Consider the following 22777-nt stretch of genomic DNA (forward strand, 5'->3'; position numbering starts at 1 on the left):
TCAATGCCCTCCGGCCTTGCCGCCGATGCGCAGGCGCGGGTCGACGGCGAAATAGAGCAGGTCCACCACCAGGTTGATGACCACGAAGATCAGCGCGATCAGGCACAGGTAGGCGGCCATCACGGGAATGTCGGCGAAGGTGACGGCCTGAATGAACAGCAGGCCCATGCCGGGCCACTGGAACACCGTCTCCGTGATGATGGCGAAGGCGATCAGGCCGCCGAGCTGCAGGCCGGTGATGGTCATCACCGGCACCAGCGTGTTCTTGAGCGCATGGCCGAAGTGGATGGCCCGGTCCGTCAGGCCGCGCGCGCGGGCGAACTTGATGTAGTCGGTGCGCAGCACCTCCAGCATCTCGGCGCGCACCAGGCGCATGATGAGCGTGAGCTGGAAGATCGCCAGCGTCACCGCCGGCAGCACCATGTGGTGCCAGCCCTTGGCCGTGAGCAGCCCCGTGCTCCACCAGCCCAGTTGCACCACCTCGCCGCGGCCGAAGCTGGGAAACCAGCCCAGCGTGACCGAGAACACCAGAATCAGCAGGATGCCGATGAGGAACGTGGGCAGCGACACGCCCAGCAGCGACAGCGTCATGAACACCTGGCTGGTGAAGGTGCCGCGCCGCAGAGCCGCATACACGCCCATGGGCACACCGACGACCAGCGCGATGACGGCGGCCACCAGCGCCAGCTCCAGCGTGGCGGGAAAGCGTTCCGCGATCAGCCGCGACACCTTCGCGCCCTGGCGCAGGGAGAGGCCGAACTCGCCCTGCGCGGCATTCACGAGGAAGTGCCAGAACTGCACGAAGAATGGCTTGTCCAGCCCCAGCGCGGCACGCATCTCCGCGATCTGCTCGGGCGTCGCATCCTGCCCCAGCAGGATGGCCACCGGGTCGCCCACGAACTGGAACAGCATGAACGCGATGAAGGCCACGGTGACCATCACGATCACGGCCTGGAGGAGTCGGCGCAGGATGAAGGCAAGCATTCGGATAAACCACGCAATAGTCGGGCCATGCTAGCAGGAAGCGCCCGGCCCAAAACACAAAAACCTCCCGAGGGAGGTTCTTGCGAAGCCGGCGCAAAAGGTGTCAGAAGCGGTGGCGCAGGCCGACGGTGATGCCCGTGCGCTTGCGTGCACCGCTGGCCGCATCCAGCACCACAGCGCTGCCGCCGCTGATCTTGGTGTGGTCCACGCCGAAGTAGGCGTCGGTGCGCTTGCTGAAGGCGTAGTCCGCCACGGCCACCAGGAAGTCGGAATTGCCGTTGGACAGGCCCGAGGCCGAGCCGGACTGCTTGCCGCGGTAGTAGTGCATGCCCAGGTTCAACTGGGAGGTGAGCTGGTAGCCCACGCCCAGCTTTACCAGCTGGCGCTTGTTGGCATCGCCCGGCTGGAAGCCGCCATTGGTCTGGCCGGCCCAGAACGCGCCCAGGATCGCCTTGTCCACCGCATTGCGGATATTCACTGGATCGAGGGCGCTGCCCGGCGTGGCGAACTTGGCCTTGTTCTGTGCATAGCCCGTCATGAAATACCAGGGGCCGGTACGGTAGGAGCCGCCCACCGTCCAGGCATCCACGTCGGTGCCGCCGGGCAGTTCGGTGCGCAGGAAGCCACCGCCGACTGCGAGGCCTCCGGTGGAGTAGCGCAGATAGCCACCGAGGGTTTTCCATGCACCGCCATTGATCGTGCTAAGCGCCTGCGCTCCCACGAGGGCCGGCAGGCTGGCGGCATTGCCGGGGAAGCCTGCTTCAATGGCCCTGGTATCGTTGTTCTCGTCAAAGGAATACTGCAGCCCGCCGACGAAGCTGCGGTCCGGCGTGGCGAACATGTACTTCAGCGAATTGCTGTTGCGTGCGCCCACGGCCATGCCCAGCTCGGGCTTGTAGGCTTCCATGTACGGCGAATAGGGGAACGAGGCGTAGGTGCTGGTCACCACGTCGAACAGCACGTTCCACTGGCGACCCGCCGTCAGGCGGCCATAGGCACCCTGCAGACCGACGTTGGCCAACTGGAAGAACGGCGCGTTGACTGCGGCATTGCCCGCATCGGCGTCGAAGCGGTTTTCCAGCTCCACCAGCGCCTTGCTGCCTCCGCCCAGGTCTTCCTCGACCTTGATGCCCCAGCGGCTTTGCGACATGCCGCCGCCGATCATTTGCGTCTTGCTTCCCTTCGCCGCACCTTCGTTGTTGGTGTGGCGCACGGCGACGTCCACGATGCCCCACAGCTGGACCTTGCTGGTATTGGCAGTCTGGGCCATGGAAGCACCCGCGCTACACACGGCCATGGCAGCCAGGACGATATTTTTCTTTGCAAACAGACGCATAGGTGCTCTCTCTCTTCTAAGGATGATGGAACTTGCATTCTTAGAAATAGCCCCTTGGGGGACAAGCCCGTATCACCTCCCAGCCACAGGCGTTTTCCCTAGTTCTTTGTTGCATGCGTGACGCTGGCCCGCGGGTTCCATGGGACAGACGAAAAAAAACCGCTGCCCGAAGGCAGCGGTTTTGCCGTTCATGCAAAGCTGGCATACGCCAGCCGGGCATTAGAACGTGTGGCTGATGCCGACTTGCAGACCTTGCTGCGAACCGTTGTCCTTCAGGCCACCGGAACCCAGGGTGTACAGGTTGGCGCCGTCCTTGTTCTTCAGGTAGGCGTAGGTGCCGTACACGGAAGTGCGCTTGGACAGGCTGTACACATAGCCGATGCCGAACTGGTCAGCCTTGGCCTTGTTGCCGTTGAAGTTGTTTTCGTAACGGTCGTAGGCAGCACGCACCAGGCCGGGGCCCACGGGGGCGGTCACAGCCAGCATGTAGCCCTTGCGCTTGTTGTCGTTGCCGGAAGCGGCGTAGTTGTCGGAGGTGGACTGACGATAGCCACCCAGCAGCTTGGCCACGCCGAGGTCGAACGAACCGCCCAGGCTCCAGGCGTCGATGTCGCCGTTCACGGAGGAGTTCACGCCCTTGCTCAGACGCTCCAGACCCAGACCCAGGCTCAGGGGGCCGTTGTCATAGGTCAGGCCAGCGCCCAGGTAACGGCTGTCGCCGTTCTTGCCAGCCACTTCGCCGAAGCCGTAGTTCACGGCGGCCTTGAAGCCAGCGATGTTGGGGGACACGTAGGTGATGGCGTTGCTCACGCGCTGGTTCGTCGTCACAGCAGCGGGGTTGCCCGTTGCGTCGACCACACCACCGTCAGCCCACAGGCGGGACTGTGCCAGACCCACGCTGCCGAACACGTCGTAACGAGCGGTGGCGTTGTAGGCTGCGGTCAGTTCGCGACCCAGACGCACTTCACCGAAACCACCTTCCAGGCCCACGGTCGCGTTACGCTTGAACACGAAGCCTTCGCCAGCCTTGGCACCTGCATAGCCGGAAGCGCCGTCGCCGCTGTCCAGGTTCACGCCGCCTTCCAGGCGGAAGTTGGCCTTCAGGCCGCCACCCAGATCTTCCACGCCGCGGAAACCGATACGGCTGGTCAGGTTGTTGCCGGAGGTCAGGCCAGACCAGTTGTCCTTGCCGTTGATGAAGGTCACGCCGGCGTCAGCCACGCCGTACAGGGTCACGGAGGACTGGGCCATTGCGGCGCCAGAAGCGGCCAGCACTGCCAGGGCAATCAGGGATTTTTTCATTGCGAGTTACTCCAAGGTTAAACAGAGGGCCCCGGATCGAGAGGACTATGGGGTGCAGCTCACGCACAGCCCCGCCGGTTCCCCGGGCCAACCTCCTGGTGGGGAAGTTACTCCTATTGCAACAGACGCCGCCGGGTTTCGCAAAGGAATTCCCGCACAATCGGGCGAAAAGCGGGTTTTCGTTGCTGTACCGCAACATGCCCTGAGGCGCGGCAAAACTGGCTTATTGTTGCTCCGCGCAGGCAGCGATGCGCTGTTTTTTTGCGCCAGTACGCCGCACTTTGTGCGTTTTGACCAACATTGTGCTTTTATGGACCGCTTCCTGATCGCTGCCGACAGCGCCTTGAGAACCCTGTTCGCAACGCCGCAGGCCTCGCAGCCGTCGCCTGCCGCCGCCCTACCCCCTGTCCAGCTCGCTGCACCGCAGGCGCGCCTGTCAGGCGCGCTGATGCGCGTCAACCATGTCGGCGAAGTGTGTGCCCAGGCCCTGTACATGGCCCAGGCCTGCGTGACGCGCGATGAAGCTCTGCGCCAGGACCTGCTGGTGGCGGCCAAGGAGGAGACGGACCATCTCGCCTGGACCCGCGAGCGCCTCGACATCCTGCACAGCCGCCCCAGCCTGCTGAACCCGCTCTGGTTCACCGGCGCCTTCTGCATCGGCCTGGCGGCAGCCGGCGTGAGCGACCGCGCCAGCCTGGGTTTCGTCGTGGAGACGGAAAAGCAGGTGTCTGCACACCTGCAAAGCCACCTGCACCGCCTGCCCGAGGAGGATGCACCCTCGCGCGCCATCGTCGCGCGCATGCAGGAGGACGAGGAGCGCCACGCCACTCAGGCGCTGGCCGCCGGGGCCGCGCCGCTGCCCGCACCGGCGCAGTGGCTGATGCGGGCTGCCGCCAAAGTCATGACGACGACGGCGCACTACATATAGGGGGCTCAGCCCTCGACGATCTCGAACCCCGTGGTGATCTGCGCCGTCTTGCCCAGCATGATGCTGGCAGAGCAGTATTTGTCGTGGCTCATGGCGATGGCGCGCTCCACGGCCTCGGCCGGCAGGCCCCGGCCGGTCACCGTGAAGTGCATGTGGATCTGGGTGAAGACCTTGGGATCGGTCTCGGCACGCTCGGAGGTGAGCCGCACGCTGCAGCCGCGCACGTCGTGCCGGCCGCGCTTGAGGATCAGCACCACGTCGTAGGCGGTGCAGCCGCCCGTGCCCGCGAGCACGGTCTCCATGGGGCGCGGCGCCAGGTTCTGGCCGCCGTTCTCGGGGCGCACGGCATCCGGCGCGCCATCCATGGCCAGCACGTGGCCGCTGCCGGTTTCGGCGATAAAGCCCATGCCGGAGCGCGTGCCGGCGGCGCCGGTCCAGGTGACGGTGCATTCCATGTTGTTTTTTCTCCAAAGAATAGAACGAATGTGCGATTTTGCTGCAACGCAGCAACCAACGCGCTACAATGCGGCCATGCGTTGCTTGATGCTTCGCACCGATTGTCTCCTCCATCTCCTCAAAAGGATGGATTAAGCCCCAGGCCTCCGGCCCGGGGCTTTTTTTCGCCCGAACAGCCCCCGGTGGGTCGGTTCTATGATGTGCGCCCCATGACCCAGCCCCTCACCCCCTTCGACTACCTGAAGAAGATCCTCACGGCCCGCGTCTACGACGTGGCGGTGGAGTCCGAGTTGCAGCCTGCCAAGGCGCTCTCGCGCCGCCTGCACAACAAGGTGCTGCTCAAGCGCGAGGACCAGCAGCCGGTGTTCAGCTTCAAGCTGCGCGGCGCCTACAACAAGATGGCGCAGCTCTCGTCCGAGCAGCTCGCGCGCGGGGTGATCTGCGCCTCGGCCGGCAACCACGCGCAGGGCGTGGCGATGAGCGCCAGCAAGCTGGGCACGCGCGCCGTGATCGTGATGCCCACGACCACGCCGCAGCTCAAGATCGACGCGGTGAAGACCCTCGGCGGCGAGGTCGTGCTGGCCGGCGAGAGCTATTCCGACGCCTACGAGCACGCCGCCCGCCTGCAGCAGGACGAGGGCCTGACTTTCGTGCACCCCTTCGACGACCCGGACGTGATCGCCGGCCAGGGCACTATCGCCATGGAGATGCTGCGCCAGCTCCAGGCGCTGGGCAGCAACCGGCTCGACGCGGTGTTCGTCGCCATCGGCGGCGGCGGGCTGATTTCCGGCGTGGCGAACTACATCAAGGCCGTGCGGCCGGAGATCAAGGTCATCGGCGTGCAGATGAACGACTCCGACGCCATGGCCCAGTCGGTGCGCGCGCAGGGGCGCGTGCAGCTGCCCGACGTGGGCCTGTTCTCCGACGGCACGGCCGTCAAGCTGGTGGGCGAGGAAACCTTCCGCGTCGCCAGCGGCCTGGTGGACGATTTCGTGATCGTCGACACCGACGCCGTCTGCGCCGCGATCAAGGACATCTTCGTGGACACCCGCAGCATCGTCGAACCCGCGGGCGCGCTGGCCGTGGCCGCCATCAAGCAGTACGCCGCCAAACACAAGACCAAGGGCGAGACCTACGCCGCCATCCTCTGCGGCGCCAACATGAACTTCGACCGCCTGCGCTTCGTGGCCGAGCGCGCCGAGGTGGGCGAGGAGCGCGAGGCGCTGTTCGCCGTCACCATCCCCGAGGAGCGCGGCTCGTTCCGGCGCTTCTGCGAGGTGGTGGGTGCCCTGCCCGGCGGCCCGCGCAACGTGACCGAGTTCAACTACCGCATCAGCGACGCGCGCCGCGCCCACGTCTTCGTGGGCCTGTCCACCCATGGGCGGGGCGAGTCGGAGAAGATCGCCAGGAACTTCCAGAAGAACGGCTTCGAGTCGCTGGACCTCACGCACGACGAACTCGCCAAGGAACACCTGCGCCACCTCGTGGGCGGCCACTCGGCCCTGGCGCAGGACGAGCGCCTGATGCGCTTCACCTTCCCCGAGCGGCCCGGCGCGCTGTTCAAGTTCCTGAGCCTGATGCGGCCCACCTGGAACATCTCGCTGTTCCACTACCGCAACCAGGGCGCGGACTACGGCCGCATCCTCGTGGGCATGCAGGTGCCGCCGGACGACACGGCTGCATTCGACGCCTTCCTGCAGGCGCTGGACTACCCCTACGTCGAGGAAACGCAGAACCCCGCGTACCGCCTGTTCCTGCAGGCGGGCGGCGGCTGACTTCAAGCGAAATCGGCCTCCAGCGCCCGTCCATCAAGCGCAAGCAGCTATTATTTAAGCAGCATCCGATGCAAGCCCTGCGCCACTACCTGCTGGCCGTGCAGTTCTTCACGCGCATCCCCGTCACCGGGCGGCTGGCCGCCTGGGTGGGCTACAGCCCCGCCATGCTGCGCGCGGCCAGCGCGCATTTTCCCGGCGTGGGCTGGCTCGCGGCGGCGCTGGCGGCGCTGGTGTACGGCGCGTTGCTGCTGGCGCTGGGGCCGGACCCGTTCGCCCCGGCCGTGGCGGCCGTGCTCTCCACCGCCGCCACCGTGCTCATGACCGGCGGCTTCCATGAAGACGGCCTCGCCGACGTGGCCGACGGCCTGGGCGGCGCCTACCAGCGCGAGCGCGCGCTGGAGATCATGAAGGACTCGCGCATCGGCGCCTTCGGCGCGATGGCGCTGGTGCTGGCGCTGTTGGCCAAGGTGGCGCTGCTCGCACACCTGGGCAGCCACGGGCTGGCCGCCGCGCTGGGCGCGATCGTGGGCGCGCACGTGCTCTCGCGCCTGTGGCCGCTGTGCATCGTACGTACGCTGCCCCACGTGGGCGACACCGCCACGTCCAAGAGCAAGCCGCTGGCCGACCAGATATCCGCCCGCGCGCTGGCCGTGGCGGCCTTGTGGTGTTTTGTGCCCCTGGCGCTTTCCCAGAAAGCGCTGGGCGCTCCTGCACTGATAGCAGCCGCGGCCTGCAGCGCGCTGGGCGCGGCCTGGATGGGCTGGCGCTTCGCGCGGCGGCTGCAGGGCTTCACGGGCGACTGCCTGGGCGCGGCGCAGCAGGTGGGGGAGATCGGCTTCTACCTGGGCGCGGCTCTTGCCCTGGCCCAATGAGCACGCTGTGGCTGGTGCGCCATGCGCGCCCGCTGGTCGAGGGCGGCATCTGCTACGGCCGGCTGGACGTGTCCGCCGACGCCCAGGCCACGCGCGATGCCGCCGCCGCGCTGGCCCGCGCCCTGCCCATCGGTGCGCGGGTGCAGCACTCTCCGCTACAAAGATGTGAGCTACTTGCGCTTTCCCTGTATGCGCTACGGCCCGATTTGGCACTGAATCCGGAGCCGCGCATCGCCGAGATGGACTTCGGCTCCTGGGAGGGGCGCGCCTGGAGCGCCATCGCCCGCACCGACATCGACGCCTGGACCGCCCGGTTCTGCGCGCACGCCCCGGGCGGCGGCGAGCCGCTGGCCGCCATGCTGGCTCGCGTGGACGCCGCGCTGCGGGACGCCGCCGCGCTGGAGCGCGACGTGGTCTGGATCACGCACGCCGGCGTGGCGCGCTGCGTGCAGTGGCTCCAGGCACATGGCACGCGGCGCATGCCCCTGTCCCACGAATGGCCGCGGGAAGCGCCCACCTTCGGCGCCTGGACCACCGTGCCGCTTGTCTGAAAACTACTTCTTGCGCGCCACTTCCAGCGCCAGCGTGGCCGCACCGTCCATGGAGGCGCCCAGCCGCGCCTCGCGCCGGCCCAGCGACTGCAGCACCAGGCCCGGCTCCACCGTGGCGCCCACGCGGTAGGGCTTGGCAGGCTTGCCGTCCACGGCGATCAGGGCCGCGCCGCCGCCGCTGGCCGTGCCGGACAGCACGCCCAGCAGCACGAAACGGCTGGCCGCCGCGGGCGCCGCGCTGGCCGCGGCCACCACGGGGTTCGCGCCCAGCAGCCGCGCCAGGGCCTGCGGATCGGCCGCCACGGGCGCGGACGCCGGCGGGGCGAAGGCCGGGCCGGCGGCGGACGCCGACAGCCGCAGCCCCCAATAGACCGCGCTGGCACCGGCCAGCGCCCAGAGCGCCAGCGTCGCCAGGCGCAGACCCCATGGGCTGTGTGTATTCGTCACCATCGCGCGATTATCATTGACCGGCTATGTCCATCCAGAGCCGCTTCACCCCCTCATGCGCCGCGCCGCCGCCGGCTTCACCCTGATCGAGCTGATGGTGGTGCTGGTCATCATCGGCGTGCTGGCCGCGCTCATCGTGCCCAACGTGCTGGACCGCGCCGACGACGCGCGCAGCACTGCCGCACGCACGGACGTCACCAACATCATGCAGGCGCTCAAGCTCTACCGGCTGGACAACCAGCGCTACCCCACGGCCGAGCAGGGCCTGCAGGCGCTCATCGCCAAGCCCTCTTCCGGCCCCGTGCCCGGCAACTGGCGCCCCTACCTGGAAAAGCTGCCCAACGACCCCTGGGGCCGCCCCTACCAGTACCTGAGCCCCGGTATCAAGGGCGAGGTGGACGTGATGTCCTTCGGCGCGGACGGCCAGTCGGGGGGCGAGGGCAAGGATGCCGACATCGGCAGCTGGCAGTAGGGCCGGCGGCTTCACGCTGCTGGAGCTGCTGGTCGTCATCGCCATCATGGCCCTCGCCACCGCCGGCGTGGGCTTGGCCCTGCGCGACAGCGGTGCCACCCAGCTGCAGCGCGAGGGCGAACGCCTGGCCGCGCTGCTGGAGTCGGCCCGCGCCCAGTCGCGCGCCTCCGGCGCTGCTGTGCGCTGGCGCGCCGATGCGCAGGGCTTCCGCTTCGAAGGGCTGCCCTCCCTGGCCCTGCCCAGCCGCTGGCTCGACAGCGCCACGGGTGTGCGCGGCCCGGGCGTGCTGTGGCTGGGGCCCGAGCCGCTGATCGGCCCGCAGCAAGTCGTGATCGTGAGCCCGTCCTACCCGCAGCGCGCCGTGCGCGTGGCCACCGACGGGCTGCACCCCTTCGCGGCGGAGGCGCTGCAGTGAAACACCCCCTGTGGCGCTTCGCGCCTTCCCCGCTCTCGGCTTCGCCGGGCAGGGGGACGCAGCCCTCGCTGCGGGGCGGCCCTTGCTCGGCTGCCCTGGCTTGGGACGCGCCGGTTTCATGGGGCGCGGGTGATACGCAGCATCGTGGAGAAATGCGCACGCGGCGGCAGGCCGGCTTCACGTTGGTGGAGGTGCTGGTGGCGCTGGCCATCGTCGCCATCGCGCTCATGGCAGGGCTGCAGGCCACGTCGGCGCTCACGCGCAACGCCGTGCGCCAGACCGACGTGGTGCTGGCCCACCTGTGCGCCGAGAACGAGCTGGCCAAGGTGCGCCTGTCCAGCCAGATGCCCTCCATCGGCGATGCCCGCCTGGGCTGCGAGCAGGCCGGGCAGGCCTACCAGGTGGCGGTGACCGTCTCGCCCACGCCCAACCCGCAGTTCCGCCGCGTGGACGCGCAGGTGTTCGACGCGCAGCAGCTCCCGGTGCTGAAACTCTCCACCATCGTGGGCCGCTACTGACATGCGCAGCAGCACCCACCCACGCGGCTTCACGCTCGTCGAGCTGCTCGTGGCCATCTCCGTCATGGCGCTGCTGGCCCTGGTGAGCTGGCGCGGCCTGGACGGCATGGTGCGCTCGCAGGAGCGCACGCGCGCGCATGCCGACCAGGTGCTGGCGCTGCAGACCGTGCTGGCGCAGTGGGCCGCCGACCTGGACGCGCTGCAGGCCATCGACCACACGGAGCCGCTCGCCTGGGACGGGCAGGCGCTGCGCCTCACGCGCCGCGGCACGCGCGCGCCGCAGGAGGGCGCCGTCGTCGTCGCCTGGGCCTTGCGCTCGGGCCAATGGCTGCGCTGGCAGTCGCTGCCCGTGCGTACCCGCGCCGAATGGCAGGAGGCCTGGCAGCGCGCCGCCCAGTGGGCGCGCACCCCGGGCGAAGCCGAGCGCCGCCTGGAAACCGTGCTGATGCCGCTGCAGAACTGGCAGCTTTTCTACTACCGTGGCGGCGCCTGGGCCAACGCCCTGTCCAGCGCGGCCAGCGCCGGCACGCCGCGCACGGCGGGCGGGCTCACCGAGGCGGCCGCGAGCATTCCCGAAGGCGTGCGCGTGCAGCTCACGCTGCCGCCGGGCGGCGCGGTGGCGGGCGTGGTCACGCGCGACTGGGTCAGCCCGCTGCAGGGCGGAGGCAAGTCATGAGGCAGCGCGGCGCCGCACTGCTCGCGGCCATGCTGACGGTGACGCTGGTGGCCGCCTTCGCCGCGTCCGCCATGTGGCGGCAGTGGCGTGCCATCGAGGTGGAGACAGCCGAGCGCGCGCGCGTGCAGTCGGCCTGGATCCTCGTGGGCGCGCTGGACTGGGCGCGCCTGATCCTGCGCGAGGACTCGCTCGCGCGCGGCGGCGACGGCACCGACAACCTCACCGAGCCCTGGTCCGTGCCGCTGGAGGAAGCGCGCCTGTCCACCTTCCTGGCCGCCGAGCGCGGCGTGGCCCAGGTGCAGGACGCGAGCACCGACACGACCAACGCCTTCCTGGCCGGCAGCATCGCCGACATGCAGGCCCGGCTGAACCTGCGCAACCTGGTGGACACCGGCGCGGCCGGCGGCGGCCAGGTCAACGCCGTGGCGCGGCGCCAGTTCGCGCGCCTGTTCGACTATCTGGGCCTGCCTCAGCAGCAGCTCGTCGCCCTGGCCGTGCAGCTGCAGCGCGCGCTGGCCGAGGGCGGCGACGCGCGCGCCGCGCCGCTGCTGCCGCAGAACGTGGAACAGCTCGGCTGGCTGGGCCTGCCGCAGGAAACCGTGGCCGCCCTGGCCCCCCACGTCACGCTGCTGCCCGTGGCCACCAAGGTCAACCTGAACACCGCCAGCGCCATCGTGCTGTGGGCCAGCGCCGACGGGCTGGACATGGCCGACGCGCAGCGCCTCGTGCAGGCGCGCGACGCGCAGCACTTCCGCAGCGAATCGGACGCAGCGCGCCTCATCGGCGAGGGCAGCGGCGGCGACGGCGCGCGCATCGGCACCGCCACGCACACCGTGGCGTCCAGCTATTTCGAGGTGCGCGGGCGCCTGCGGCTGGACTCGGCCGTGGTGGAGGAGCGCTCGCTCGTCCTCAAGCAGCGCGGGGAGGTGCTCACGCTGTGGCGCGAGCGCGGCAGCCTGCTGCAGGCCGCCACGGCGCCGGCGCGCTGAGGCGTCACCCCGGCCCCCTACAATGCCCCGCGAAATCCATCCATGAGCACCCTCGTCCTCACCCTGCCCCTGGGCTCGCCGGAGCCCGCCGCCGAGTACGGCTACACGCTCACGGCCGACGGCCACACCGCCACCCGCCATGCCAGCGCCCCCGCGGCCCTGCTGCCCGACCCGGGCCGGGCCGGCGAGACCGTGGCCGTGGTGCCTGCGCGCGCGCTGTCGTGGCAGCGCGTGACGCTGCCCCAGGGCGCGCTATCCCAGGCGCCGCGCCTGCGCGCCATCCTCGAAGGACTGCTGGAAGAGCACCTGCTCGACGATCCCGCGCTGCTGCACTTCGCGCTGCAGCCCGGCGCCGTCAGCGGCACGCCGGCCTGGGTCGCCGTGTGCGACCGCGCCTGGCTGCGCGGCGCGCTGCAGGCGCTGGAGGCGGCCGGTCGCCCCGTGGACCGCGTGGTGCCCGAGGTGGCCCCCGGCCCCACGGCCAGCGGCCAAGTGGAATGCACCGTGCTCGGCACGCCCGAGGACGCGCTGGCCGTGCTCTGCGGCCACGGTCCGCACCAGGCCGTGGCCGTGCTGCCGCTCGCCTCGGCCCCCGCGCTGCTGCCGCCCGCTGGCGGCGATGCCGATCCTGCGCCCGTGCGCGCCGAGCCCGCCGTGGCCGCGCTGGCCGAGCGCGTGCTGGGCCGCCCCGTGCAGATCCAGACGGCCAGCCAGCGCATGCTCGATGCGGCGCGCGGCGACTGGGACCTGGCCCAGTTCGACCTGGCCAGCAGCGGCCGCACCCGCGCGCTGCGCAAGCTGGGCAGCGCCGCCAACACCTTCCTGCGCGCGCCGCAGTGGCGCGCCGCGCGCTGGGCCCTGGGCCTGGCCGTGGCGGTGCAGGTGGTGGGCCTCAACGCCTGGGCCTGGCAGGAGCGCCAGGCGCTCGCGGCCAAGCAGGCCGGCGTGCGCGGCGCGCTCACCCAGACCTTTGCGCACGTGAAGGTGGTGGTGGACGCGCCGGTGCAGATGGAGCGCGAGCTGGCCCAACTGCGCCAGGCCGCCGGCAGCATGGCGCCACGCGACCTGGAGCCGCTGATGGCCGCCGCGGCCGGCGCCCTGCCCGCATCGCGCATGCCCGCGCAGATCGAATACGCCAGCGGCGAGCTGCGCCTGCGCGGCATGGCGCTGGCGCCCGAAGAACTCACGGCCCTGAACCAGGCCTTGGCCGCCCAGGGCTTCTCGGCCCGCATGCAGGACGAAGCGCTGCTGGTGCGCGCGGAGGGACAGCCATGACATCTCCGCTGACCGCGCGGCTGCGCACGCACTGGGCCACGCTCGCACCGCGCGAGCAGGCGCTGGTGCTGGCCGCCACCACCGTCGTCGGCCTGGCCGTGCTGTGGTGGCTGCTGCTGGCGCCCGCGCTGCACACGCTGCGCGAAGCCCCCGCCCGCCATGCCGCGCTGGACGCGCAACTGCAGCGCATGCACGCGCTGCAGGCCGAGGCGCTGCAGCTCAAGGATGCGCCCCGTGCCCAGGGCGGCGAGGCGCTGCGCACGCTGCGCGGCACGCTCACCCAGCAGCTCGGCGCGGCGGCGCAGCTGTCCGTGGCCGGCGACCGCGCCACCATCACGCTCAAGGGCGTGCCCGCCGAGGCGCTGGCGCACTGGCTGGCCCAGGCGCGCGCCGGCGCGCGCGCCGTGCCGCTGGAGGCACGCCTGGTGCGCACCGCCGGCGCGCCGGACACGCCCGCGCGCTGGGACGGCACGCTGGTGCTGGCCCTGCCCGCCGAATAGCCACGACCATCATGTTCCGCCGCTCCGCCCCCTCCTCCGCCCCGCCACGCGCCCCGTGGCCCTGGGCCGTGGCCGGGCTGGGCCTGGGCGCGCTGGCCACGCTGCTGCTGTGCGCGCCCGCGCACTGGCTGGCCGCGGGCGTCGCGCGCGCCAGCGGCGGGCAGGTGCTGCTGCAGCAGGCGCGCGGCACGGTGTGGAACGGCTCCGCCCAGTTGGTGCTGACCGGCGGCGCCGACAGCCGCGACCACACGGCCCTGCCCGGGCGGCTGCACTGGCGGCTGCGCCCGGCCTGGACCGGCGCGCAGGCGCAGCTGTCGGCCGACTGCTGCACCCCCGCGCCGCTGCACCTGCGCGCCACGCCCGGCTGGGGCCGGCTGCACCTGGCCGTGGCGGACGGCGACAGCCGCTGGCCGGCGGCGGTGCTCAGCGGCCTGGGCACGCCCTGGAACACGGTGCAGCCCCAGGGCCGCCTGCAGCTGGGCACACAGGGCCTGGCGCTGGAGTGGTCGGCCGGCCGCATGCGCCTGCAGGGGCAGGTGCGGCTGGATGCGCTGGACATGTCCTCGCGCCTGTCCACGCTGCGCCCCATGGGCAGCTACCGGCTGCAGCTCGCGGGCGGTGAAGCGCCCACGCTGCAGCTCTCGACGCTGGACGGCGCGCTGCTGCTGTCGGGCAGCGGCCAATGGGTGGGGCAGCGCCTGCGCTTCACCGGCGAGGCCAGCGCCGCGCCGGGGCGCGAGGCCGCGCTCGCCAATCTTCTGAACATCATCGGGCGGCGCAGCGGCGCGCGCTCCGTCATCACCGTGGGCTGACCCCTATGCATCTTCCACCCCGCCCCCATTCCCTGCGGTTCGCTCTCAATCTCATAGCTGCTTGCGCTTGCCTGGTAAGCGCTAGCGGCACAATTCATGCGCAAACTGGCAGTGTGCAGCCGGGCGAGCCGGTGACGCTCAACTTCGCCGGCGCCGACATCGAGGCCGTGGCGCGCACCATGGCCACCATCACCGGCAAGAACGTGGTGGTGGACCCGCGCGTGAAGGGCCAGCTCTCGCTGGTGACGGAAAAGGCCGTGCCGCCCCAGGCGGCGTTCCAGCAGTTCCTGGCGGCGCTGCGGCTGCAGGGCTTCACGGTGGTGGAGTCGGCGGGCCTGTACAAGGTGGTGCCCGAGGCCGACGCCAAGCTGCAGACCGGCAGCGTGAGCGTGTCGCAGGGCGGCGTGGGCGGCACGCCCTCGGGCGGGCAGATCGTCACGCAGATCTTCAAGCTGAACTTCGAGAACGCGGCCAACCTCGTGCCCGTGCTGCGCCCGCTCATCAGCCCGAACAACACCATCAACGTGAACCCCGGCAACAACTCGCTGGTGATCACCGACTACGCCGACAACCTGCAGCGCCTGGCGCGCATCGTGGCGGCGATGGACGTTTCCAACGCGAGCGACGTGGAGGTGATCCCGCTGCAGCATGCCGTCGCCGCCGACCTGGCGCCGCTGGTCTCCCGCCTGGTCGAAGGCGCCGGCACAGCCGCCACCGCCGGCGTGCCGCCGGCCGGTGCGCAGGGCCAGGCGGACACCGCGTTCAAGACCACCCTGCTGGCCGAGCCACGCAGCAACGCGCTGATCGTGCGCGCGGCCAACCCGGCGCGCGTGGCGCTGGTGCGCTCGCTGGTGGCCAAGCTGGACCAGCCGGCCCTGCCGGGCAGCAGCGCGGCCAGCGGCAACATCCACGTGGTCTACCTGAAGAACGCCGACGCGGTGAAGCTCGCCACCACGCTGCGCGCCGCCCTGGCGGCCGCCTCGGGCGGCGCCGCCACCGCCGGCGGCACCACGGGCGTGGGCGGCGGGCTGGGCACCGGCCTGTCCGGGGGCTCACGCAGACCGGCGGCGGCTCCACGCTGGGGCAAAGCGGCGGCCTGGGCGCGGGCAGCACCAGCGGCGGCCTGGGCACGGGCACCGGCAGCGGCGGCCTGAACGGCGGCAACGCCAACCAGCCCTCCACGGGCGGCATGATCCAGGCGGACCCGACCACCAACTCGCTCATCATCACCGCGCCCGAGCCGCAGTACCGCCAGATCCGCGCGGTGATCGACAAGCTCGACGGCCGCCGCGCGCAGGTGCTCATAGAGAGCCTGATCGTGGAGGTGAGCGCCAACAAGGTGGCCGAGTTCGGCATCCAGTGGCAGACCGCCTTCGGCAACTACGGCAGCGGCGCCGTGGGCGTGATCGGCACCAACTCCAGCGTCACCGGCGGCAACATCATCGACCTGGCGGTGGCCGCCGCCACGGGCAACGCCGCGGGGATTTCCAGCCAGACGCTCGGCAACGGCATGAACGTGGCCATCGCCCCGCGCATCAACGGCAAGTACTACCTGGGCGCGCTGGCCAACTTCCTGGAGAACACGGGCGACGCCAACGTGCTGTCCACGCCCAACCTGCTGACGCTGGACAACGAGGAAGCGCAGATCATCATCGGCAACAACGTGCCCTTCCCCACGGGCTCCTACGCCAACACCGGCGGCAACAACGGCGCGGTGAACCCCTTCACCACCGTGGAGCGCAAGGACGTGGGCCTGATGCTGCGCGTGCGCCCCACGATCAACGAGAACGGCACCGTCAAGCTCACGCTGTACCAGGAAGTCTCCAAGGTCAACGAGGGCACGCTCAAGGACACCAACGGCCCCACCACCAGCAAGCGCTCCATCGAGTCCACGGTGATGGTGGACGACGGCAACGTCATCGTGCTCGGCGGCCTGTTGGAAGACAGCTACGCCCTGGGCCAGGACAAGGTGCCCGTGATGGGCGACCTGCCGGTGGTGGGCGCGCTGTTCCGCAACGAGAACCGCTCGCGCAAGAAGACCAACCTGATGGTCTTCCTGCGCCCCATGGTGATCCGCGACGCCGCCACCAGCGAGGCGCTGGTGATGGACCGCTACGAGGCCATCCGCGCGCTGCAGCAAGGCACCCAGCCGGCGCCCAGCGCCGTCATGCGCGCGGTGTCCGATGCGCCCGTGCTGCCGCCGCTGCGCCCGGGCGCCGGACCCGCGCCGCTGGCCCCCGTGGTGCCCGCGCCCCCGCCCGCCCCGCCCCGCCCCGCCGCCCAGCCCCTGGTGGGCGGCGAAGCGGGCGGGCTGCAGTGATGCGCCACCCGCTGCCCTACGCCTTCGCGCGGTCGAGCCAGCTGCTGCTGGAGGACGACGGCCAGCAGCTCGTGCTGTGGCACGGCCCCGCACCCGACGCGGCCGCCCTGTCCGAGGTGCTGCGCAAGCACGCCGTGCAGCGCTTCGTGCCGCTCGATGCGCCGCAGCTGGCGCAGCGCATCAGCGCCGCCTACTCGCAGAGCGAATCGAGCGCGGCCACGGTGGTGAGCGAGGTCGAGGAAGGTGCCGACCTCTCGCGCATGATGCAGGAGCTGCCCGCCGTGGAAGACCTGCTGGAATCGGCGGGCGACGCGCCCATCATCCGCATGCTCAACGCCCTGCTCACGCAGGCCGTGCGCGACGGCGCGAGCGACATCCACATCGAGCCCTACGAGCGCCATTCGAGCGTGCGTTTCCGCGTGGACGGCACGCTGCGCGAGGTGGTGCAGCCCAACCGCGCGCTGCACGCGGCCCTGATCTCGCGCCTGAAGATCATGGCCGACCTCGACATCTCCGAGAAGCGCCTGCCGCAGGACGGCCGCATCAGCCTGCGCCTGGGGACAAGAGCCATCGATGTGCGCGTCTCCACCCTGCCCAACGCGCACGGCGAACGCGCGGTGCTGCGCCTGCTCGACAAGAGCGAGAGCAAGCTGAGCCTGGAGTCGGTGGGCATGCAGGGCGGCGCGCTGGCGCGCTTCGAGCAGCTCATCGCCCAGCCGCACGGCATCATCCTCGTGACCGGGCCCACGGGCTCGGGCAAGACCACCACGCTCTACGCGGCGCTGGCGCGGCTCGACGCCGCGCGCAGCAACATCATGACGGTGGAAGACCCCATCGAATACGAGCTGCCCGGCGTGGGCCAGACACAGGTCAACGGCAAGATCGACCTGACCTTCGCGAAGGCGCTGCGCGCCATCCTGCGCCAGGACCCGGACGTGATCATGATCGGCGAGATCCGCGACTTCGAGACCGCGCAGATCGCCATCCAGGCCTCGCTCACCGGCCACCTCGTGCTCGCCACGCTGCACACCAACGACGCGGCCAGCGCCATCACGCGCCTGACCGACATGGGGGTGGAGCCGTTCCTGCTGTCCTCCTCGCTGCTCGGCGTGCTGGCCCAGCGGCTGGTGCGCAAGTTCTGCACCCAGTGCCACGGCGCGGGCTGCGAGCACTGCGGCCACACGGGCTATGCGGGCCGCACCGGCGTGTTCGAGTTGCTGGTGGTCCAGGATGCCATCCGCGCCCAGATCCACAACCAGGCGGCCGAGGCCGACGTACGCGCCCAAGCCCTGGCCGGCGGCATGACGCTGATGCGCGACGATGGCGAGCGGCTGATCGCGCAGGGCATCACCAGCCGCGAGGAAGTGCTGCGCGTCACGCGGGATTGATCGAAAAAGAGAGCTGCCTGCGCTTGCTGCTCCTCAGTTTCAGCATGAAAACCATCTGAAAACCTGAATTGGCAAGCGCTGGCAGCTCCTGTTCTTGCATCAGAACAGGCGTGCACCCAGCGGCACCTCGCGGTCGGGCACGCACAGCGCCACGTCGCCGTTCGCATCGGCAAAGCCCATCACCAGGCATTCCGAGCGGATGGGGCCGATCTGCTTCTTGGGGAAATTCACCACCGCCACCACCAGCCGGCCCACCAGTTCCTCGGGCCGGTACAGGGCGGTGATCTGCGCGCTGGACTTGCGCAGCCCGAGCGCGGGGCCGAAGTCCACCTGCAGCAGGTAGGCCGGCTTGCGCGCCTGGGCGAACACCTCGGCGGCCACGATGCGGCCCACGCGCATCTCCACCTTCAGGAAATCGTCGAACGTGACCGTGGGCAGGGTTTCGGGGCTGGCTTGCATGCCCGCCATGGTGCGCCCGCCGGGCGCCGCCGAATGTCGAGCGGCTACTGCAGTCGGCCGGCCGCGCGCTGCTTGCGCACCAGCCCGCGCTGCAGTTCCTTGAGCAGCAGCACCACTTGGCGCGATGCGTGCTGGCAGCTCTTGAAGGCCTGCTCGGCCTGCGGGTTCTCGCCTGCCTCGGCGTGCGCGATGAGCGCCGCGGCCTGCTGGTGGAAATAGCGGTGGCGCCGCATGAGCATGTCGAACGCGGGGAAATGCCCCAGCGCCGCGCGGCCGCTGCCGTGCAGCCACTGGCCCAGTTCGGAGCAGGTGTCTTCGGCGACCACCTCGGGGCGCAGGCGCTCGTCGCGCGCGCCGTGCAGCACCTCGCCCAGCCAGGGCAGCCAGCGCTCGTGGGTCACGATGGCGGCGTCGATGTCGAATTGCGCCACGAGCCGGTGGGCTTCTTCATCGAAGAGCACCAGTTCGCTGGCCTGGCCTTCGGGCAGGGACGTCCAGTCCTCGGGCGGCGGTGCTCCGTCGGCCCGGGGCTGAAACAAACGGCTGAAAAAGCCCATACGCACCCCTCTTCCCTGAATGCCTGGATTCACCGAACGAGAGCGTGACACAGGCAACATCATGTTTCTTACTGTAATTTCAATGGAAAAACGATTATTGATTAGATCGAACTATCCAGCATGGGCGGTACTGTCAACAATTCATACCCGCCCGCCTGCACGGGTCACGGCGCGCCGCCCACAATCCGGCCATGACCGCACATTCCCTGCCCCCGCTCTCGATGCTCGATCTGGTGGCCGTCCGCGAAGGCGGCACGGTCGCCCAGGCCCTCCAGATCGCCGCGCGCACGGCCCAGCACGTGGAAGCGCTGGGCTTCCAGCGCTACTGGCTGGCGGAGCACCACAACATGCCGGGCATCGCCAGCTCGGCCACCGCCGTGCTCGTGGGCCACATCGCCGGCGCCACGCGCACCATCCGCGTGGGCTCGGGCGGCGTCATGCTGCCCAACCACGCGCCGCTGGTGGTGGCCGAGGCCTTCGGCACCCTGGCCGAGCTCTACCCCGGCCGCATCGACCTGGGCCTGGGCCGCGCGCCCGGCACCGACGGCCCCACCATGCGTGCGCTGCGCCGCGACCGCGTGGAGACCGAGGCCGACTTTCCCCGCGACGTGGCCGAACTGCAGCACCTGCTGGGCCCGGTGCAGCCGGGCCAGCGCCTCGTCGCCATGCCCGGCGCGGGCACGCAGGTGCCCATCTGGCTGCTGGGCTCCAGCCTGTTTTCCGCCCAGCTCGCGGCCGAGCGCGGGCTGCCCTACGCGTTCGCCTCGCACTTCGCGCCACGCATGCTGCACGCGGCCATCGATTTGTACCGCCGGCTGTTCCGCCCCTCGGCAGCGCTGGCCAAGCCCTACGTGATGATCGGCGTGCCGCTGATCGCCGCCCCCACCGATGCCGAGGCCGAGTACCTGGCCAGCAGCACCTACCAGCGCGTGCTGGGCATCGTCACCGGCCAGCGCGGGCTGCTGCGCCCGCCCGTGGAGCATTACCTGGAGGGCCTGGCCTACCAGGAGCGCGCAGCCATTGCCGACTTCCTGGCCGTGGGCGTGGTCGGCGGCCCGCAGGCGGTGCGCGACGACCTGGCCGCGCTGGCCGAGGCCACGCGCGCGGACGAGTTCATGCTGGTCAGCGACGTGTTCGACCCGGACCTGCGCCTGCGCTCGCTGGAGATCGCCGCGCAGGCCGCCACATAATCAGCGGTTTCGCGCCACCGCCCACACCCATGCCCGCCTTTTCCTTCGAAGCCCTGGACGCCGAGGGCCACGTGCGCCGCGGCACGCTGGATGCCGACAGCCCCAAGGCCGCGCGCAGCCTGCTGCGCGCGCAGGCGCTGGTGCCGCTGGACGTGGAGGCGCTGTCGCCTGGCGCGGAAGGCGGCGCTGCGCCCACGCTGGCGCAACGGCTGTTCACGCGCCCCGCGTTCAACGCCACGGGCCTGGCGGTCTGGACGCGCCAGCTCGCGGGCCTGGTGGGCTCGGGCCTGCCGCTGGAGCGCGCGCTCACCGCGCTGGCCGAGGAGGCCGAGGGCGACGCACAGCGCCACCTGGTGGCCGCGCTGCGCGCCGAGGTCAACGGCGGCGCCAGCTTCGCGCGCGCGCTGGCGCAGCACCCGCGCGAGTTCTCCTCCATCTACGTGGCCGTGGTCGGCGCGGGCGAGGCCAGCGGCGGCCTGGACCAGGTGCTCGAGAGCCTGGCGGACGACCTGGAAGCGCGCCAGGCGCTGCGCGCCAAGGTCATCGGCGCGGCGCTCTACCCGGCCATCGTCACCGTGGTGGCCATCGTCATCGTGCTGTTCCTCGTGGGCTACGTGGTGCCGCAGGTGGCCAGCGTGTTCGCGGGCACCAAGCGCGCGCTGCCCTTCCTCACAGTGGCCATGCTGGCGATCAGCGACTTCGTGCGCAGCTATGGCTGGGCGGTGCTGGGCGCGCTGGCCGTGGCCGCCGCCGGCGTCCGGGTGGCGCTGGCCCGCCCCGCCTTCCGTGAAAAATTCGACGGCTGGTGGCTGCGCCTGCCGCTGGTGGGCAAGCTCGCGCGCGGCTACAACGCGGCGCGCTTCGCCGGCACGCTGGCCATGCTGGCGGGCGCGGGCGTTCCCATCCTCAAGGCGCTGCAGGCCGCGGCCGAGACGCTGAACAACCGCGCCCTGCGCGCCGACGCGCTGGAAGCGCTGGCCCTGGTGCGCGAGGGCGCACCGCTGGCCTCGGCCCTGGCGCAGAAGAAGCGCTTCCCCGGCCTGGTCGCCATGTTCGCCCGCCTGGGCGAGCAGACCGGGCGCCTGCCGCAGATGCTGGAGCGCGCCGCCACCCAGCTCGGCAACGAGGTGCAGCGCCGCGCCATGCAGATGGCCACCATCCTGGAGCCGCTGCTCATCGTGGGCATGGGGCTCATCGTCATGCTCATCGTGCTCGCCGTGCTCCAGCCCATCATCCAGCTCAACCAATTCGTGAAGTAAATGGCTCTCACCCTTCAGGACAAGCTCGTCGTCGCGATCTCCTCGCGCGCGCTGTTCGACTTCGAGGAAGAGAACCGCCTGTTCGACCCGGGCGACCCGCAGGCGTACATGCAATTGCAGTTGGAGCGCCTGGACGTGCCCGCGCGCCCCGGCGTGGCCTTCTCGCTGGTCAAGAAGCTGCTGGCCTTCAACGAGCCGGGACACCAGCGGGTGGAAGTGGTGATGCTCTCGCGCAACGACCCGGTCAGCGGCATGCGCGTGTTCCGCTCCACGCGCGCGGCGCAGGTGGCGCTGGAGCGCGGCGTGTTCACGCAGGGCCGAGCGCCATTCGCCTACCTGAGGCCGCTGGGCGCGCACCTGTTCCTGTCCGCCAACGACAAGGACGTGGCGCAAGCGCTGCGCCTGGGCTACCCCGCCGCGCACGTGTTCACCGAGTCCGCCCAGGCCAGCGACGCGAACCCCGGCGAGTTGCGCATCGCCTTCGACGGCGACGCCGTGCTGTTCTCCGACGAGGCCGAGCGCGTCTACCAGGCCGAGGGGCTGGCCTCGTTCCTTCGGCACGAGACCGACAAGGCCGCCCAGCCGCTGCCCGACGGGCCGTTCAAGCCCCTGCTGGCCGCCCTGCACCGGCTGCAGCGGGCGGGCGCGGCGGGCATGCGCATCCGCACCGCACTGGTCACGGCGCGCAGCGCGCCCGCGCACGAGCGCGCGATCCAGACGCTGATGAGCTGGAACATCGCGGTGGACGAAGCCATGTTCCTCGGCGGGCTGGAAAAAGGCCCGTTCCTGCGCGAGTTCGAGCCCGACTTCTTCTTCGACGACCAGACAGGCCACGTCACCTCCGCCGCGCGTCATGTGCCCGCGGGCCACGTGAGCAGCGGCATCGCCAACCCGGCGGCGTGAACCTTAGAGTCTGTTCATGATGAAAGCACCCATTTCCCTGCTCCTGGCCCTGCTGGCCGCGGCGCCCCTGCACGCCCAGACGGCCGCCGCGAACGCGCCGGTCTCCAAGGGCGAGGCCAAGGCGATCCGCGAATTCCACATGCTGGATTTCAATGGCGACGGCAAGCTCAGCCGTGCCGAGGTGGCCATCGTGCCCCGGCTCGCGGCGGCTTTCGACGACGCCGATACCAACCGCGACGGCTACGTGACGCTGGACGAGGTGCGCGCCTTCGCGGTCAAGTACCGCGCCGAGCGGGACCGCGCCCGGGCCGAGGCGAAGGCGCGGGAGAGTAGCTCGCCTCCCTGATTATTTCTAGTGAAAATTGGCTTCAGAGCTTACCAGGCAAGCGCAAG

At 70.5% G+C, this 22777-nt stretch carries 25 protein-coding genes and 1 pseudogene; 19 read left to right on the forward strand and 7 right to left on the reverse strand.

Features of this window, described 5'->3' with window-relative positions:
* The 3 genes from AAG689_RS17775 to AAG689_RS17785 form a co-directional block, all read right to left on the reverse strand.
* Window positions 1-984, reverse strand: coding sequence for an ABC transporter permease (locus tag AAG689_RS17775; RefSeq protein WP_020226861.1), 984 nt, complete (start codon window positions 982-984; stop codon window positions 1-3).
* A 103-nt stretch (window positions 985-1087) separates the two neighbouring features.
* On the reverse strand, window positions 1088-2320 hold the full coding sequence (locus AAG689_RS17780; RefSeq protein ID WP_406623115.1) for a porin: 1233 nt from the start codon (window positions 2318-2320) through the stop codon (window positions 1088-1090).
* A gap of 219 nt (window positions 2321-2539) precedes the next feature.
* On the reverse strand, window positions 2540-3622 hold the full coding sequence (locus tag AAG689_RS17785) for a porin (protein ID WP_024000805.1): 1083 nt from the start codon (window positions 3620-3622) through the stop codon (window positions 2540-2542).
* Between the two features lie 310 nt (window positions 3623-3932).
* Between AAG689_RS17785 and coq7 the strand changes: the two genes are divergently transcribed.
* Window positions 3933-4550, forward strand: a complete 618-nt coding sequence (gene coq7, locus AAG689_RS17790; protein WP_406623116.1) for a 2-polyprenyl-3-methyl-6-methoxy-1,4-benzoquinone monooxygenase — start codon at window positions 3933-3935, stop codon at window positions 4548-4550.
* 5 nt (window positions 4551-4555) lie between these two features.
* On the opposite strand, the gene AAG689_RS17795 is transcribed toward coq7, so the two are convergent.
* A complete protein-coding gene (locus AAG689_RS17795) occupies window positions 4556-5005 on the reverse strand; it encodes an OsmC family protein (protein ID WP_020226857.1) in 450 nt (149 codons plus the stop codon).
* Between the two features lie 210 nt (window positions 5006-5215).
* On the opposite strand from AAG689_RS17795, the gene ilvA reads away from it, so the two are divergent.
* The 3 genes from ilvA to AAG689_RS17810 all read left to right on the forward strand — a co-directional run bounded on the left by ilvA (window position 5216) and on the right by AAG689_RS17810 (window position 8204).
* Entirely contained in the window at window positions 5216-6781 is a 1566-nt protein-coding gene (ilvA, locus tag AAG689_RS17800; RefSeq protein WP_406623117.1) for a threonine ammonia-lyase, biosynthetic, read from the forward strand.
* Window positions 6782-6849: 68 nt separating this feature from the next.
* A complete protein-coding gene (locus AAG689_RS17805; RefSeq protein WP_406623118.1) occupies window positions 6850-7653 on the forward strand; it encodes an adenosylcobinamide-GDP ribazoletransferase in 804 nt (267 codons plus the stop codon).
* Window positions 7650-8204, forward strand: coding sequence for a histidine phosphatase family protein (locus AAG689_RS17810; RefSeq protein ID WP_406623119.1), 555 nt, complete (start codon window positions 7650-7652; stop codon window positions 8202-8204). The genes AAG689_RS17805 and AAG689_RS17810 overlap by 4 nt, the downstream gene beginning before the upstream one ends.
* A 3-nt stretch (window positions 8205-8207) precedes the next feature.
* Here the strand turns inward: AAG689_RS17810 and AAG689_RS17815 are convergent, their stop codons facing one another.
* A complete protein-coding gene (locus tag AAG689_RS17815; RefSeq protein ID WP_406623120.1) occupies window positions 8208-8654 on the reverse strand; it encodes a type II secretion system protein N in 447 nt (148 codons plus the stop codon).
* A 52-nt stretch (window positions 8655-8706) separates the two neighbouring features.
* Here AAG689_RS17815 and gspG point away from each other — a divergent pair, with 52 nt between their 5' ends.
* From gspG to AAG689_RS17870, 11 genes are all read left to right on the forward strand, one after another.
* Window positions 8707-9123 carry a type II secretion system major pseudopilin GspG gene (gene gspG, locus AAG689_RS17820; protein WP_406623121.1) on the forward strand — a complete coding sequence of 139 codons (417 nt, stop codon included), beginning with the start codon at window positions 8707-8709 and terminating at the stop codon, window positions 9121-9123.
* The gene (locus AAG689_RS17825) at window positions 9098-9538 is read left to right on the forward strand and encodes a prepilin-type N-terminal cleavage/methylation domain-containing protein (RefSeq protein WP_020226851.1); all 441 of its coding nucleotides are present in this window, start codon (window positions 9098-9100) and stop codon (window positions 9536-9538) included. The genes gspG and AAG689_RS17825 overlap by 26 nt, the downstream gene beginning before the upstream one ends.
* 152 nt (window positions 9539-9690) lie before the next feature.
* Window positions 9691-10056, forward strand: a complete 366-nt coding sequence (gene gspI, locus AAG689_RS17830) for a type II secretion system minor pseudopilin GspI (RefSeq protein WP_406623122.1) — start codon at window positions 9691-9693, stop codon at window positions 10054-10056.
* Window position 10057: 1 nt separating this feature from the next.
* The gene (locus AAG689_RS17835; RefSeq protein WP_406623123.1) at window positions 10058-10732 is read left to right on the forward strand and encodes a type II secretion system protein J; all 675 of its coding nucleotides are present in this window, start codon (window positions 10058-10060) and stop codon (window positions 10730-10732) included.
* Complete coding sequence (gene gspK / locus AAG689_RS17840) at window positions 10729-11721, forward strand: type II secretion system minor pseudopilin GspK (RefSeq protein WP_406623124.1); 993 nt, start codon at window positions 10729-10731, stop codon at window positions 11719-11721. Before AAG689_RS17835 ends, gspK begins: the two co-directional genes overlap by 4 nt.
* 42 nt (window positions 11722-11763) lie before the next feature.
* Window positions 11764-12996, forward strand: a complete 1233-nt coding sequence (gspL, locus tag AAG689_RS17845; RefSeq protein WP_406623125.1) for a type II secretion system protein GspL — start codon at window positions 11764-11766, stop codon at window positions 12994-12996.
* Window positions 12993-13496: a type II secretion system protein GspM gene (gene gspM, locus AAG689_RS17850; RefSeq protein ID WP_406623126.1), complete on the forward strand. Its 504-nt coding sequence runs from the start codon at window positions 12993-12995 to the stop codon at window positions 13494-13496. The genes gspL and gspM overlap by 4 nt, the downstream gene beginning before the upstream one ends.
* Before the next feature lie 11 nt (window positions 13497-13507).
* A complete protein-coding gene (locus AAG689_RS17855) occupies window positions 13508-14308 on the forward strand; it encodes a type II secretion system protein N (RefSeq protein ID WP_020226845.1) in 801 nt (266 codons plus the stop codon).
* A 131-nt stretch (window positions 14309-14439) separates the two neighbouring features.
* A complete protein-coding gene (locus AAG689_RS17860; protein WP_406623127.1) occupies window positions 14440-15462 on the forward strand; it encodes a secretin N-terminal domain-containing protein in 1023 nt (340 codons plus the stop codon).
* Window positions 15432-16628: a type II secretion system secretin GspD gene (gene gspD / locus AAG689_RS17865; RefSeq protein WP_406626369.1), complete on the forward strand. Its 1197-nt coding sequence runs from the start codon at window positions 15432-15434 to the stop codon at window positions 16626-16628. Before AAG689_RS17860 ends, gspD begins: the two co-directional genes overlap by 31 nt.
* Complete coding sequence (locus tag AAG689_RS17870; RefSeq protein WP_406623128.1) at window positions 16628-18016, forward strand: GspE/PulE family protein; 1389 nt, start codon at window positions 16628-16630, stop codon at window positions 18014-18016. The genes gspD and AAG689_RS17870 overlap by 1 nt, the downstream gene beginning before the upstream one ends.
* Window positions 18017-18115: 99 nt before the next feature.
* On the opposite strand, the gene AAG689_RS17875 is transcribed toward AAG689_RS17870, so the two are convergent.
* Window positions 18116-18484 (reverse strand): tRNA-binding protein, encoded by a 369-nt coding sequence (locus AAG689_RS17875; RefSeq protein ID WP_020229363.1) that lies wholly within the window; start codon window positions 18482-18484, stop codon window positions 18116-18118.
* Between the two features lie 35 nt (window positions 18485-18519).
* Complete coding sequence (locus AAG689_RS17880; RefSeq protein ID WP_406623129.1) at window positions 18520-19032, reverse strand: CZB domain-containing protein; 513 nt, start codon at window positions 19030-19032, stop codon at window positions 18520-18522.
* A 191-nt stretch (window positions 19033-19223) separates the two neighbouring features.
* On the opposite strand from AAG689_RS17880, the gene AAG689_RS17885 reads away from it, so the two are divergent.
* The 4 genes and pseudogenes from AAG689_RS17885 to AAG689_RS17900 form a co-directional block, all read left to right on the forward strand.
* Complete coding sequence (locus tag AAG689_RS17885) at window positions 19224-20222, forward strand: LLM class flavin-dependent oxidoreductase (protein WP_406623130.1); 999 nt, start codon at window positions 19224-19226, stop codon at window positions 20220-20222.
* 29 nt (window positions 20223-20251) lie between these two features.
* Complete coding sequence (gene gspF / locus AAG689_RS17890; RefSeq protein WP_406623131.1) at window positions 20252-21481, forward strand: type II secretion system inner membrane protein GspF; 1230 nt, start codon at window positions 20252-20254, stop codon at window positions 21479-21481.
* Window positions 21482-22384: a 5'-nucleotidase gene (locus AAG689_RS17895; RefSeq protein WP_406623132.1), complete on the forward strand. Its 903-nt coding sequence runs from the start codon at window positions 21482-21484 to the stop codon at window positions 22382-22384.
* A gap of 85 nt (window positions 22385-22469) precedes the next feature.
* A pseudogene (locus AAG689_RS17900) lies at window positions 22470-22730 on the forward strand (EF-hand domain-containing protein); the annotation flags it as partial.
* Window positions 22731-22777 lie beyond the last annotated feature (47 nt).

The sequence above is a fragment of the Acidovorax sp. SDU_ACID1 genome, assembly GCF_045291395.1.
GTDB lineage: Bacteria > Pseudomonadota > Gammaproteobacteria > Burkholderiales > Burkholderiaceae_C > MR-S7.